The following is a 13483-nucleotide window of genomic DNA, read 5'->3' on the forward strand; positions in this document are numbered from 1 at the left end:
TATGAACCTGTTACTAGTTGATGACGAGAGACAGATGCATCATTTACTTGAGTATATTTTAAAGCAGGAAGGCTATCACTGTACCTCTGCATTCTCAGGTGAGGAAGCGCTCGAGCTCGTACAAAAGCTGCCGATCGACTTTATCTTGCTCGATATTATGATGGAGGGCATTGATGGGCTTGAGACGTGTCGTAGAATCAGACAATTTTCCAATGTCCCTATTATCCTGCTGACGGCCGTTGCGCTGGAGGAAAACGATAAGGTGAAGGGGCTTCGAGCCGGAGCGGACGATTATATCACGAAGCCGTTCCATCGAGAGGAACTCGTTGCTAGGATTGAAGCTGTATACAGAAGAAGCGAAGGACAGACGTCTTCATCTGCGCAAAAGAAAACCCTGTATCAGCTCGGAAGCCTAAAACTGGACGCAGTTGCAGTAAGAGTTGAGGTGCACGGAGTGCCTATCACGCTAACTAAAAAAGAGTATGGCATGCTTCTTTTATTTATGAAGCATCCATCTCGCGTGTTTTCACGAGAGGAATTGCTTGAGCTGATCTGGGGAGAAGAGCAGTATGAAGTGACGTCTAGAACGGTTGATACACATATAAAAACACTCCGAATGAAGCTAAAAGAAGCAGGGGACATGATTAAAACGGTGTGGGGTCATGGTTACAGGCTAGAGGATCAGAATGAGTAAGCCATACATCTCCATTACAAAAAAGATGTGGCTTATCTTCTTTTCGATGAGCATTGTGGGTATTGCGTTCTCATTTTTTACGGTGTATTTACTTTACGATGGGCTGTATTTGCAGTCCGAGCGCGATCAGCTGCGTGCGCATGCGGATTCCTTGCGTCAGGAGCTTGCGGCGAATGGAGAGGAGCAGGTGGAGTCGCTTGTGAACGCCTATGAGCAGGCGTTTTTAGAGGTATCCATCGTGACGGATCCAATGGTACTAGGAGCCGCGCTACCATTACTTGAGCCGGAATCGGCGATTGCGATTAATGATGCCGAGCGAGAGCAACTACTAACTGGCGAAACGATCGTATTAGAGCGAGATCACGTCTATTTTGCGACGGATCTTGTTGGAGCAGCGGCTCCATATGTCGTTGATGGAGAGCTTACGGCAGTAGTCTTTGTGTATCGACCCGTTTCCGAATTGCAGGATCAGCTTGTTGGTCTTTTGCCGTACGTGATCTCCTTACTTGTGGCGCTTATTCTGCTATTGTTTGTGATTCTTCGACGAATTCGGGCGACCTATGTGCATCCGCTACTAGAAATGAAGGATGGTGCTAGTCAAATCTCTCATGGGACGTATCCAACGCGGTTTCCACCAGAGCTAAATAATGAGGTTGGTGAGGTGAATCGCGCGTTTAGGCGGCTTGCCGAGTCGCTGCAGGAGGAGGATGTGAAGAAGCGGGAGTTTTTGCAGAATTTGTCGCATGAGTTGCGTACGCCTTTGAGCTATGTGAAGGGCTATAGTGAGTTGTTGCTCAAGGAGGAGAACGAGTCGACTCGTCAGATTGCGTCGGTGATTGCAGAGGAGTCGAATCGGATGCATCGGCTGGTGGAGGAGATTATTGATCTGACGAAGCTTGAGGGGATGACGCAGGATAACGTTGCGCTTGAGCCGCTTGTGATGAGCGAGGTGGTGCGGCAGGTGATGGCGCATGTGCGTGTGAAGAGTGAGGCGAAGGGTCAGACGCTGTCCTACTCGGCGGAGGAGGATCTCGTGATTATGGGGCTTCCGGATCGCTTGTTTCAGGCGTGCCTGAATGTGATTGATAATGCGATTGCCTATACGCAGGACGGTGGGACGATTGATGTTATACTGGGGAGAAAAGATGGAGAAGCTGCGCTACAGGTGACCGATAATGGTCCTGGCATGGACGAGGCAGACGTAGAGCGTTTAACAGATCGTTTTTATCGTGGGGAGAAGGGTCGTACGCGCGATAAAGGTGGGATTGGTTTAGGGCTTGCGATTGTGAAGCAGCTCGTTGATTTGCATCACGGTCGATTGGAGATTACGTCGATGCCAGGGGTAGGTACAACGGTTTCGATTTATATTCCGGAAGTGTTGGAATAATGGGATGATTTCACAGACATTTCACGATTCATAGATACTATAGATACCGGTAGATTGATTAGAGAAGGGAATGGATTGTGTGCAAAAGTCTTTATTAATGGGGGCACTACTTGCTACGTCAGCACTTGTCGTGGCATGTGGGACAAACGAAGAAAATGCGAATAATAATACTAGCGGAAATATGGTGAGCATTGAGGATGTTAATTTGGATCCGGTTGATGTTGAAGTGATGGCGCCTGATACGGCAGATGTGGCCGAAGAGGTGGAGCTGTCAGCACTGGTGACGCAAGGGGATGAATTAGTCGATGATGCAGATGAAGTGACGTTTGAGATCTGGATGGAAGGTGCGAAGTCTGACAGCGAGATGATCGACGCGGAGCTTCCTGGCGAAGAGGGTGTCTATGCGATTCTACATACGTTCGATGAGGACGGACTTTATCACGTCCAGCCTCACACAACTGCGCGTGGCATGCATGTGATGCCGGTGCACAGTATCGAAGTCGGTGATGTAGAGGTAGCGAGCAACGAGGCTGAGAATCATGACCACAACCATGAGGGCGAACACAATCATGATCACGAGGGCGAAGGAAACGAGGATCACGACCACGCCGGAGAGCATAGCCATGATCACGGTCCGTTGCACGAATCACTAGCACTTGACTGGCGGGTGGAAGAGACAGCTACGTCTAGTACTCCAGTAACACTTTCCATCGCAGTTGATTGGGAGGATGCTGCTTGGGAAAATGGTCGTGTACGCTATGAGGTATGGCGTAACGGTGACGACATGCGCCAGTGGCTTGATGTAGAAGAAGTAGAAGCCGGTGTTTATGAGGTCGATCATGAGTTTGAAGAAGCGGGCACTTACACGGTCATGGTCCACCTAGAAGACGAGGAAATCCACGAGCATGTGGCTTATGAAGTAGGGGTAACAGACGAGTAAAATAGGTCTTACGGTACGTTTCCAACCTTTTGGAACGGGAATATTAGTCATGTACACACTCTTATAAAGAAAAGGGGAATCACACATGGCAGAGAACAAAGGTTTAGGAGACAAAATTAAAGGCGCAGTAAATAAAGTAAAGGGCGAAGCCAAGGATCAGTTCGGTAACGCTACTGATAATAAAAAGCTACAAGCTGAAGGTAAGAAAGATAAGGCGAAAGGCAACGTTCAAGACAAAGTCGGCGACGTGAAGAATAAATAATGTTTACTGCAGAGGTCAGTCCATTGGGGCTGGCCTTTTTTAATTGGAAAGTAATAAACGTTACATTTATTAAAGATGTATCTTGTGAAAAGTGTAGGTGTTAGTTTTAGCGAGGGCGTTTATGAATGGATGATACGGTGAATAGTAGAATCTAACATTTATTTGGAAGGGAGTATCGAATGTGATTTCTAAAACAAGTGTTAATCTATGCGGTTATGGACTAGGATTTTCTTTATTTATCACGTAAAAGGGGAGAGATAGGTATGATCTTTGAATTTACAGCACCAACGGTTGCAAAATCTGATAAACCATTCGATGTACATGAAAATGGAGAATATATAGGTTCCATTAGTAGATTCTTTACAAATCCACAGACAAGAACGCCACATTACGATGTTAATTTACATATACATGATGCAGAGGACAATCACTATCGTATTATCCAGAATTCGTTCACTATGCTAAAAGGTGGAGAATGGGAAGTGAAAAAAGGCGAGCAAACTATTGGAAGTATAAGAAATAGTGATAATTTGTTTCAAGCTCACGAAATCGAAATTGATATAGAAGGTTGCCCAACATTCTCTATAAAAGGTACTTTCTCTAGGAAAGGTAAGATCTTGAATTCAGAAAGGGAAGAAGTAGGGGAAACCTATCGAACAACCTACGTGAAGAGAACTTATGAAGGAGAAATAAACGACTCGTTTTTAGGGGAAAGCATGCCTATTTTGTTTTATGGAATCATTCATTTCTTTTGGTGTGGGTTTCCTGGAGATGCAAAGCATAGTAGTAAAAAATCGTAATTAATATGTGGAGATACACCTACAAATGCGCCAGGAAATTTGGTTTGCATCAAGTGAGGATCCGTATGCATCAGTTTGAAAGGCATTTGCATCAAATTGAAGGTGACGTGCATCAGCTGTGTCCTCGTATGCATCTGGCAAATTTGGTATGCATCACATGAAGGGGCGTCTGCTTCACTTTAATGGCTGTTTGCATCAAATCAAAAAGAAGGTGCGTCACTTCAGCACTCGTTTGCGTCAGGTCAAACTGCCTTGCTTCAAACTAGGGTCCGCATGCATCAAACCGCATCTTGTTTGAATCAAACTAAGGATTCATTGCGTCAATCTGGCAGACGTATGCGTCAAACACCTTGGTATGCATCAAGTGAGGTTGTGTTTGCATCACTTTGGCAGAGGTGTTCCTCAAATCGTTCTTCATTTGCGTCAGCAACTTGATATAGGTCTATAAACCAAGGAAAACGACTCCAGATGCCACACAGTTCTACCCAGAGCTTCAACATATCAGCACTCCAAGCCTATTTTCTGTCCAAGAGATTAGTAAAAACTCCACACGAATGCCATGAATGGGATGGTTACAAGGCATAGCGCGGTCGTGAAGCAGATGGTCATGACAGCTTTGTCCTCGGCGTCGGTGTACCTTGCGTAAAGGATAGATGCGAGCATGAAGGTTGGCATGCTGATCGAAAGGGCGACGATGTTTTTGACGAGATTATCTGCCGGAATCAAGGCGATAATCGGCATTGCTAGAAGCGGGAACACGAACAACCGAAGTATCGTCGGAAACCAGATTTGCTTATAGAGTCCGAAGCCATTTTTAGCAATGAGCTGTTGCATCAAAATGCCAATGTAGAGCATCGCCATCGGGGCTGCGAGTCCAGCTAATAGCTGAGACAGTTGCTGAAGTGCTGCTGGTGCTTGGAAGCCAAGAAACGCGGAGCTGATACCGACTACTACTGCAATGAGCGGAAGATTGATTAATGTTTTCAGTTGAGATACATGAAATTTCCTCCCCGATTGAAGCAAAAATAGGCCGACGGAAAACATCACAAAATCGAGTCCAGCATCAAAAACAGCCGCGAGTAGCCCACCGATTGGACCGAAGATCGTTGCTGCGAGTGGAATACCGATGAAGCCGGTATTACCGATGGCTGCAAGGAGGCTTAATTGCTTGGCTAATGTCGAGTTAAATCCTGCGAGCCTACCGAGTATGAGAGCGATAAAAATAAAGCCACTATGTAAAACAATCGATAATACAAAAACGATGCCGACTTGACGTAACAGGTCATCGGTCACATCACTATTAAAAACACCGTTTAAAATCACAAACGGCACGGCAATATTTAGTACAATAAAAACAAGTACTTGCTTAGAATCTTTACTCACGGGGACCTTCCACGAAAAGAACACACCGATCGCGACAATCATCCCCATTACGCCGACAGCGGTTAAAACCGTTAACACGTCCATTGCGCTCACCTCTTGCTACTAGCTTAGCATGAGTAAGGCTGGCGCGTGTATGGCGATAGGCAAAAATATCACTAAACAAAGGAGCTAATTATTGTGAGAATGACGAAAGTGGACCGCGACGACCGAGAGCGCCTGGTTCCTCTCTTAGTAGAAGCGGACGAGAGCGAATTGATTGTGCGAGAGTACCTTCATGAAGGGGATCTGTTTGAAGTAGTGAATCCGAATGAACAGGTGATCGGAGTGGCACTCGTTGTACCGACGGAGAACCCCGATACAAAAGAGATCAAAAATATTGCACTTACGCCAGATGCGCGCGGCCACGGCTACGGTCGCAGGATGATCGACTATTTGTGTGAGCACTATGCACCTGCGGGAGTAGCGCAGATGCTCGTCGGAACCGCGAATTCGAGCATCGACAACTTGATTTTTTATCAAAAAGTGGGCTTTAGAATGCACGCAATCAAGCACGGATTTTTTGACGCATACCCCGAGCCGATCGTGGAGCATGGCATCCAGGCGCGGGATATGGTGATGCTGGTGAGGGATATTTAAACCTTTTTGATGGTAGAAAAAAGTGTGGAGACGTGAGGCACTTTGGTGATTGGCACTTGAGCAATTTGGTGTCCATTTAAAGTGGATTGTCTGCTCCTGGTGGACGTTGGAGAGGAAGTTAAACGCACTTCTCGAGAACGTGAACACACTTTGCTGAATTTGAGAAGAAGTTGAACACATTTCACGAGAAGTTGAACACACTTTGCCAAATACACGAAGAAGTTGAACACATGTACAAAAAGTAAGCGCCGAACTCGGCTCACCCTCCAACACAAAAAACGGTCGCCCCTCATTCGGTGCGACCGTTCCTCTTACAAGGGCTTCCTTAAAGCCTGGTTCCTCAACCATCGGAAGTAGACAAAGTAGAGAAAACAAGCGATAGATAGGAGCATATAAAAGAGCGTATAGACTTGCGCGTTTTCCATAAACACGGCTCGAACGATATACGTCACTGTACCAACTCCGAAAAGAGCGAGGAACGTAATCGGGAAGTAACGTAGCTCACGGACTCGAATAGGAGTCATATGATGACGATAGCGGAAGGTTAAAAATGCAAATCCGATGACGGCAGCCACCGCCGACATGATCATCGTATCTCGAAAGCCTTGAAAGATACCGATGAATAGTTGCGCTAGGAAATACACAGTCACAAAGCTAGAGATCCGAAATCCAAATCCAGAAGCTCGATCGTCAGCTTCCGCATTCTGCTCCTCCGTCAGCTTACGCGCTAGTTGCTTTGGTGGCGTGTAGCTTTGTACCGCTCGTTCCTCGCTATCTTCTTCCTCTGCAATATCCTGAAGCTCTTCTTCTACGTCTCGTAAAATACCCTCCTTCTTTTTAGCGTCGATAAAGCGCAGCTCGCGCCGGAGCTCCTCCATGTATCCTTTAATTGTCTGAAACTGCATCATCTGCTCCTTCCTCATCTAATCGTGTCAGCATGTGCATAAGCTCCTTTGTATACGTGAGCCTTGCCGTTAGCTGTGTTTGTCCGTCTTTTGTTAGTTGATAATACTTACGCGTACGACCGGCGTGCTCCTCCTCATAGGCCGAAATCCATTCCTGCTCCACTAGCCTGCGAAGGATGGGATAAATGGATCCGTTCCCAACGTGGAGAACCCCATCCTGCCTAATACTTTGCGTGATCTCATAGCCATACATCGGACGTTTTTTGAGGATAACAAGAATCGTAAGCTCTAATATGCCTTTCGAAAACTGCGTGTGCCACGTCGAATTATTTTCCATATAATTAGTATATAGTAATGCGATATATAAGGCAACAATCTCTCGTTATTTTTGTAAGGAAACAGGGAAAAAGATGGATAACGAATACAATTAAGCTATAATTATGTAGGAGGAGATACGATGGAACTCATCTTTTTGTTTGGAACGACTGTTGCTGTTAGTATTGTCATTATGCAAATTTTTGTGGATCGCCAGCTCATCGCTCAAGAGAAACGGATTCAGGGAGATTATCAACGAGAAATAGATAAGCTTGAGGAGCGGATTAGGCAGATCGAACGTTCTGATGAGTAGGAGGGGAATGAGATGCTAACAAACTTTAGTTTAGTTGGAGTAGGAGTAATGGTGCTTGGACTACTTTTAATCATGGGACTTATTTTAGGATTCATCGCGCTTGCTAAGAGGGTATAGATACTACTAGTACATCATAGATAGAGAAAGCAGGTGCGTAGATGAAAGGATTTTTGCTTAATATGAAAGAAAGAGTGTGGTTTTTCCCAGCCCTATATTGTTTAGTGGCAGCGGTCTTATCCATCACTCTTTTTTTAGTGGATTATTATCAACCAGGTGATATTTATGCCTCAGTGCCAGAGGTACTCCTTAATGAATACGATCTGGCAAAGGATATTTTAGGCGTAATCGCAGGTGCGCTTCTTACAATGACGACGATCACGTTTTCGACAATCATGATAGTCTTATCTACATACTCGTCGCAATACAGTCCTAGAGTCCTTAAAAACTTCATGACAGACAAGCGAACATTACATGTGTTAGGGGTATTTATGGGGGCATTTTTCTATGCCATTATTAGCTTACTACTTTTACAGGTGGAGCTCGTAAACGAGCGCGTCTTCTCGCCAGCGTTCGGTGTGTTGCTGTCCGTGATTGCGATTGGTGTGTTTGCGTTCTTCATTCATCACGTAGCTACGTATTTACAGGTATCTAGTCTAATAGAAGATTTAACAAAAGATCTAATAAAACAGATCAATAAATTTGAAAACATGATAGAGACAGATGAACGTCTTGTTGCACAAAAAGCGGTACCGGAGCCAACTTATCAAACAACAAGCATGCAATATTGCAGCTCTTTTGGCTATATTCGACTCGTTGATTACGATGCGATGTTTAAGCTTGCCTGTGAAAAGGATATATTGATTGAGCTTCATCAGCATCCTGGTGATTTTGTTAGTCAGAATCGTCCGATTGCAACTATTTATGCAAACGAAGAGACTGACGAGGAATTCAAGCTTGAACGATTTTTTTTAATCGGAAAAGATCGTAGCAGTGAACAAGATCTAGTTTTCGGAACGACGCTCTTAGTCGAGATCGCACTTCGAGCTATCTCACCAAGCCTAAACGACCCTAATACGGCCATTAACTGCTTTAATCATCTTGGCACCGCCATGTCCCGTTTAACAACGACGTACGTGGAGGATTATTACTATCAGGAACCCAAAACGAATCAGCCGCGTATTATGATCAGTCAGCTACCTTTTAAGGACTTCTTATACAAAACATATTATCAGTTGACGACTTACGGGCATGAAGACATCTCTGTCGTACTAGGACTTTATGATTCCCTGATTGCGGTTGCAGAGACGAGTGAAGCAGAGCGTCTTCAGCATGTGTTTGGGATCAAAGAGTACTTGGAGTCCTTTTTGAAGGACCGAGACTTTCACAGCTTTGATAAACAGCGCATCATTTCCAAGCAGGAAGAGCTTCTTTCCTTCAATAAATAATACTAGCCAACGTCCTCCCACAAACGTTCCAACAGACTTATTTCAATCATAGCAGAGGCGCGATCCTCTGCTGCGATTGCTCCTTGCACTCTCGCAATTGTTTCGGTAATAGTCGCAAGGTCGTCGCGTTCGACGCTATATTGAATGCGAGCTAACACCTCGTGCCAGGCTGAGTCAAGTTGCTCGGCGTTGCGAACAGCCTCTGACCACTCCTCGCTCACAACAAAGGATGATGTAGCAGAGAGGTAGCCTGACACATCATCGCTGTCGGTGAAGGAGTGCTTGAGCCAGCTGCCGCTCGTCATGATCACAAGACTTATGATCACAAATGCTGTGGGAATAAGATAAAGTAGGATTTTACGCGTGTTCATACAGATACCTCCTGGTTAATACGGTCCTTCGTAGTCGCTGATGTTGACATCGTCGACTCCCTTATCGTCAAACACATCGACATACAGGGAATCGTTGGGCAAGATTGCCGCATAGGCTACCTGCTTCATATCCGTAATACCTTTCTCACGAAGCTTTTTTTGTAACCACTTCTCCGTTTTATTCCGCTGCTCGAGGTTTTGCTTGATGACATTCCCATCCATAATCAGCTCAGTCGTGATCATCACTCGCTTCGGCTTTGCTTTTACATCTCCTTTTTCTGCAGGTTGAAAAGCGAATTTTTGTAGCACCGACACCGAGCCGTCTGGCTCTAATATAGCTGTTTGGACCTCGTCGGGAGAAAAGATGCTTTTACTCCGAAGCTGCTGCATGAATTCATCCTTCGTAATACGCACCTTTTCCAAATTTGATTCAAGAATTTGCCCCTTATCCATTAGGACGACAGGCTCCGAATCTAATACTTTTGATAAATATCTATTTTTAAGGCCGATCACTTGGAGCAAAATCGTGAGGACGAGGAAGACGGTTAACGCGATCCAATGAACGAATGCTTTAGACGAAATGTCTGTCGCAAGCGTTGCCGCAATAGATCCAATCGTGATGCCGTTAATGTAATCAAACATCGTAAAATTACGAATCAGTTGTTTACCGATGAGGCGAGCATACAAAAGAATCGTAAAAAAGGTGATAATTGCACGAACTAACGTTACCAGTGCCTCCTGCATCACCATACCTCCTCCGTCAGATATAGCTTACTATTTGCAACGAAGCGTTCTTATATACGCGTGGGTACCATCCTAACCTAGAAGCTGAGGTTTAGATGTGCTAGGATTAAGATGGAAAATTGTAGGGGGAGAGTGAGCATGGAGCAAATACGATCATTACAGCTATTAAAAACGATCGCAGAATCGGGAAATGCTGGGACGGACATTCAAGAGATGCTGCATGACATGCTAAACAGCTTGCTACAGCTAATTGACGGTGATGCAGGGTGGATCTTTCTGTTTGATGAGCTAGGTAGGCATCAATTGGTCGCGGATCAGGGCTTACCTGAAGCGCTGTTATCCAATCACAAAGAGCGAATGTGCGGGGGAGACTGCCATTGCTTGTCGAAGGAGCGTAAAGGCTTTCTAACGGATGCAGTCAATGTGATGGAATGTAAACGGTTAGAGGATGCAAAGGCGTCTTTGGAGGAGACGAACGGGTTGACGTATCATGCCTCTGTCCCTCTAAAAGCAGGTCCAGATACGATCGGACTCTTAAATATTGCGTCACGTGAACGGGATTCTTTTTCACAAGAAGAGCTAGAGGTCCTGCAGGCCGTTTGCTATCAAATGGGGACTGCCGTTAGGCGAATTCAGCTTACTGAGCAGCAGGTAGCAAAGGCACTGCAGGACCAAAAGCGACATTTGGCTGCTGACTTGCATGACTCTGTGCAACAGCTATTATTTTCGCTGTCCCTAACGGCAAAAGGTGCCTTATCTCATGTGAAGGATGAGAAGGCTAAAGAGATTGTCGAACACTTGCAGACAATTGCTAAACAGGCTTCTGTAGAAATGAAGCAGCTCGTTTATGGCTGGCATTCGCAGAACGAAGCAGAGCATAATTTACGTCATCAGTTAGCTCACTATGCGGAGCGAATTGGGCTACAGGTGGACGTGGAGATAGAAGAGGGCGTATTATCCAAGCGAGAGGAATCTGTTCTTCTTCGTATCGGTCAAGAGGCGTTAAATAATGTGAAAAAACATGCGCGTGTAGAAGAAGCCTGTATACGTGTAGTACAGCTTGGCGACAAGGTTCACGTTATGATTCAAGATGAAGGACAAGGCTTTGATGTATCTAAGGCTACAACGTCCTCCATCGGACTTATAAGTATGAAGGAGAGAGCCCTCTCCATTGGAGGAGACTTTACCATTGTTTCCTCACGAGAAGGGACGCGCATAGAGGTTGTGCTAGCAAAACGGAAGGGGGAGACGACAGGTGATTCGAGTCGTATTAGCAGATGATCACAAGATGGTGCGAGATGGCTTGAAATTTTTTCTCGCAGGCTATGGAGATATTGAAATCGTTGGCGAGGCAGTAGATGGGGAAGAGGCAGTAGCAGTTGTTGCTGAAGCAAAGCCTGATATCGTCCTCATGGATCTTCGGATGCCGCGTCTATCAGGAATTGAAGCGGCAAAGAGGATAAGGAGTGAAGCGCCACACACGCAGGTCATCATGCTCACAAGCTTTGAGGACCAGCTCCAGGTTTTAGAGGCTATTGAGGCAGGTGTCGCGGGCTATCAGCTCAAGGATGTGGAGCCAGAAGAGCTTGTCGATACGATTTACCGAGTACATAGAGGGGAGCGCGTCATTCACCCAAGGGTAACGAGTCATGTGTTGAAGCGGTTAACCCGCCCGAGTCAGGAGAGCCCATTAAAAGAGCTCACCAAAAGAGAGCGTGACGTACTTGCTGAGATTTCCTGCGGGAGATCGAATCGAGAGATTGCTCTCACCCTCTCTATTTCAGAAAAGACGGTGAAAACGCATGTCTCTCATATCTTATCTAAATTAGAAGTAAAGGATAGGACGCAAGCGGCACTGCTAGCAATTGAGCATAAGGAGGAGCTACATCAAAAGTCGTAGACCACTCGTTTAAAAGGTGTAGGTGGAATTCATCCTCCTGCCTGTTTAGTCACGCCAGTCTCTCTTGTACGATTAATGTACGACATAAGAGAGGCTGTGAAAGAGATGAATCAACTATTTAAGGACCGAAAGCTACCAATTATTTTATTAAGTAATATATGTGCATCTATTGGCTCAGGCATGATTATGATCGCCATTCCCTTTATGTTTCTTCAAAAGGAGGGCGGGGCAGTTTCATTTGGCTATATGACGATCGCGGTGACGATTGGGTTATTCATAACGACTCCGCTCGTTGGATCCTTAATCGATAAGCATTCCCGTAAGCGTATCTTACTTGTCAGTATGACGGGAGCTTGTATCATCACGGCATTTTTTGCGCTAGGCGGAGGTAATGCTGGCGGCGGTTCGACAGCAGTGTGGCAACTATCCGTCTTATTTATTGTCGCCTCCTTTTACTACCATCTGTTTTATCCGACGATGTTCGCTCTTAACCAAGAGCTATTTGAGCCGGAGCAATATAAAACAGTCAATGGACTCATGGAAATTCAAGGTCAAACAGCAGCGGTTTTGGCTGGGGTATTAGCGGCGATACTTATGCCTATCTTGCCGTTTACCTATTTATTAAGCATCAATGCGATCGCTTATTTACTCAGCATCGGCATCCTTCTCTTTTTACCTTACACGCATTCCCTCAAGCAGCGCCCTCCTGGACCGAATGGAGTAAGTCTGCGGTTTCGCAATGAAGGACTGGAATTCTTGAAGCAACGCCCCATCTTATTTGTCTTTTTACTCTGTTCCTTTATGCCCTTCATTGGCGTCATGGTAACAAACTACCTCTTCCCAATCTACATAGATGACATTCTAGCGCTTGGTGCAGCGGCTCATGGGATAAAGTCGTTTACGTACGGAATAGGTGCCGTTTTAGCCGGGATTTTATTGCCTATTTGCTTAAGAAAATGGGAGCATCACTCTCTCATTATGATATTAACCTGGATGTACACAGGAGTTGTTTGTATGTTTGTCTTCGTGATCCATCCGATTGTCTTTTTTGTAGGGATTGTTTTTTATGCCATAGGTAACGCTGGTATTCGCGTTGCGCGTAACTCCTTTATGATGCATCACGTGCCAAACGATCGAATTGGTCGTGTAGACAGTGTATTTCGAACGTGCGGATTGGCAATTCGGATTATGTTATTAACATTCTTTACGCAGCTCGTTGCTGGAGAACAGGTATTGGTTAGTTTTTATTTGTTAGTCGCACTACTAGTTGTGTCATCGGGTACTATCACTTTTATATACGGAAAACTCCAAACGAAACGGACCACACCATTTATCGCTTTAAAGAAAGCGTAGTAAAAAGAACCAATATAAATAGATTATGTGGGCAT

Annotated in this window: 17 protein-coding genes; 11 read left to right on the forward strand and 6 right to left on the reverse strand. The window is 45.3% G+C overall.

The genetic code is table 11. The features are described from left to right. Position 1 precedes the first annotated feature (1 nt). The 5 genes from FLK61_RS02625 to FLK61_RS02645 all read left to right on the forward strand — a co-directional run bounded on the left by FLK61_RS02625 (position 2) and on the right by FLK61_RS02645 (position 4083). Positions 2 to 694: a response regulator transcription factor gene (locus FLK61_RS02625; RefSeq protein WP_176007987.1), complete on the forward strand. Its 693-nt coding sequence runs from the start codon at positions 2 to 4 to the stop codon at positions 692 to 694. Continuing rightward, the gene (locus FLK61_RS02630; RefSeq protein WP_176007988.1) at positions 687 to 2081 is read left to right on the forward strand and encodes a sensor histidine kinase; all 1395 of its coding nucleotides are present in this window, start codon (positions 687 to 689) and stop codon (positions 2079 to 2081) included. Before FLK61_RS02625 ends, FLK61_RS02630 begins: the two co-directional genes overlap by 8 nt. Positions 2082 to 2160: 79 nt before the next feature. Beyond that, positions 2161 to 3021, forward strand: coding sequence for a FixH family protein (locus tag FLK61_RS02635; protein ID WP_176007989.1), 861 nt, complete (start codon positions 2161 to 2163; stop codon positions 3019 to 3021). Between the two features lie 85 nt (positions 3022 to 3106). Then, entirely contained in the window at positions 3107 to 3283 is a 177-nt protein-coding gene (locus tag FLK61_RS02640; protein ID WP_176007990.1) for a CsbD family protein, read from the forward strand. A 263-nt stretch (positions 3284 to 3546) separates the two neighbouring features. Further along, complete coding sequence (locus FLK61_RS02645) at positions 3547 to 4083, forward strand: tubby C-terminal domain-like protein (RefSeq protein WP_176007991.1); 537 nt, start codon at positions 3547 to 3549, stop codon at positions 4081 to 4083. A 341-nt stretch (positions 4084 to 4424) separates the two neighbouring features. Here the strand turns inward: FLK61_RS02645 and FLK61_RS02650 are convergent, their stop codons facing one another. After that, positions 4425 to 4583 carry a hypothetical protein gene (locus tag FLK61_RS02650; protein ID WP_176007992.1) on the reverse strand — a complete coding sequence of 53 codons (159 nt, stop codon included), beginning with the start codon at positions 4581 to 4583 and terminating at the stop codon, positions 4425 to 4427. 34 nt (positions 4584 to 4617) lie between these two features. Then, the gene (locus FLK61_RS02655; protein ID WP_176007993.1) at positions 4618 to 5550 is read right to left on the reverse strand and encodes an AEC family transporter; all 933 of its coding nucleotides are present in this window, start codon (positions 5548 to 5550) and stop codon (positions 4618 to 4620) included. Positions 5551 to 5649: 99 nt separating this feature from the next. Between FLK61_RS02655 and FLK61_RS02660 the strand changes: the two genes are divergently transcribed. Further along, on the forward strand, positions 5650 to 6102 hold the full coding sequence (locus FLK61_RS02660) for a GNAT family N-acetyltransferase (protein WP_176011111.1): 453 nt from the start codon (positions 5650 to 5652) through the stop codon (positions 6100 to 6102). A gap of 311 nt (positions 6103 to 6413) precedes the next feature. Here FLK61_RS02660 and FLK61_RS02665 read toward each other — a convergent pair whose 3' ends face one another. Both FLK61_RS02665 and FLK61_RS02670 read right to left on the reverse strand, forming a co-directional pair. After that, positions 6414 to 7010 (reverse strand): HAAS signaling domain-containing protein, encoded by a 597-nt coding sequence (locus FLK61_RS02665; protein WP_176007994.1) that lies wholly within the window; start codon positions 7008 to 7010, stop codon positions 6414 to 6416. Continuing rightward, on the reverse strand, positions 6988 to 7344 hold the full coding sequence (locus FLK61_RS02670; protein ID WP_176007995.1) for a PadR family transcriptional regulator: 357 nt from the start codon (positions 7342 to 7344) through the stop codon (positions 6988 to 6990). Before FLK61_RS02670 ends, FLK61_RS02665 begins: the two co-directional genes overlap by 23 nt. A gap of 120 nt (positions 7345 to 7464) precedes the next feature. On the opposite strand from FLK61_RS02670, the gene FLK61_RS02675 reads away from it, so the two are divergent. Next, positions 7465 to 7635 carry a hypothetical protein gene (locus FLK61_RS02675; protein WP_176007996.1) on the forward strand — a complete coding sequence of 57 codons (171 nt, stop codon included), beginning with the start codon at positions 7465 to 7467 and terminating at the stop codon, positions 7633 to 7635. Between the two features lie 158 nt (positions 7636 to 7793). Next, the gene (locus tag FLK61_RS02680; protein WP_176007997.1) at positions 7794 to 9080 is read left to right on the forward strand and encodes a DUF2254 domain-containing protein; all 1287 of its coding nucleotides are present in this window, start codon (positions 7794 to 7796) and stop codon (positions 9078 to 9080) included. Positions 9081 to 9082: 2 nt separating this feature from the next. Here the strand turns inward: FLK61_RS02680 and FLK61_RS02685 are convergent, their stop codons facing one another. Both FLK61_RS02685 and FLK61_RS02690 read right to left on the reverse strand, forming a co-directional pair. Beyond that, complete coding sequence (locus FLK61_RS02685) at positions 9083 to 9451, reverse strand: DUF4363 family protein (RefSeq protein WP_176007998.1); 369 nt, start codon at positions 9449 to 9451, stop codon at positions 9083 to 9085. A gap of 15 nt (positions 9452 to 9466) precedes the next feature. Next, positions 9467 to 10195, reverse strand: coding sequence for a DUF421 domain-containing protein (locus FLK61_RS02690; RefSeq protein ID WP_249777662.1), 729 nt, complete (start codon positions 10193 to 10195; stop codon positions 9467 to 9469). 138 nt (positions 10196 to 10333) lie between these two features. On the opposite strand from FLK61_RS02690, the gene FLK61_RS02695 reads away from it, so the two are divergent. The 3 genes from FLK61_RS02695 (at position 10334) to FLK61_RS02705 (ending at position 13448) form a co-directional block, all read left to right on the forward strand. Next, complete coding sequence (locus FLK61_RS02695) at positions 10334 to 11476, forward strand: GAF domain-containing sensor histidine kinase (RefSeq protein WP_176007999.1); 1143 nt, start codon at positions 10334 to 10336, stop codon at positions 11474 to 11476. After that, on the forward strand, positions 11451 to 12095 hold the full coding sequence (locus tag FLK61_RS02700) for a response regulator (RefSeq protein ID WP_283811878.1): 645 nt from the start codon (positions 11451 to 11453) through the stop codon (positions 12093 to 12095). The genes FLK61_RS02695 and FLK61_RS02700 overlap by 26 nt, the downstream gene beginning before the upstream one ends. A 105-nt stretch (positions 12096 to 12200) precedes the next feature. After that, the gene (locus FLK61_RS02705; protein ID WP_176008000.1) at positions 12201 to 13448 is read left to right on the forward strand and encodes an MFS transporter; all 1248 of its coding nucleotides are present in this window, start codon (positions 12201 to 12203) and stop codon (positions 13446 to 13448) included. Positions 13449 to 13483: the final 35 nt, after the last annotated feature.

Origin of the sequence: Paenalkalicoccus suaedae (assembly GCF_006965545.2) — a bacterium.
In the GTDB taxonomy this organism is placed as follows: domain Bacteria; phylum Bacillota; class Bacilli; order Bacillales; family Salisediminibacteriaceae; genus Paenalkalicoccus; species Paenalkalicoccus suaedae.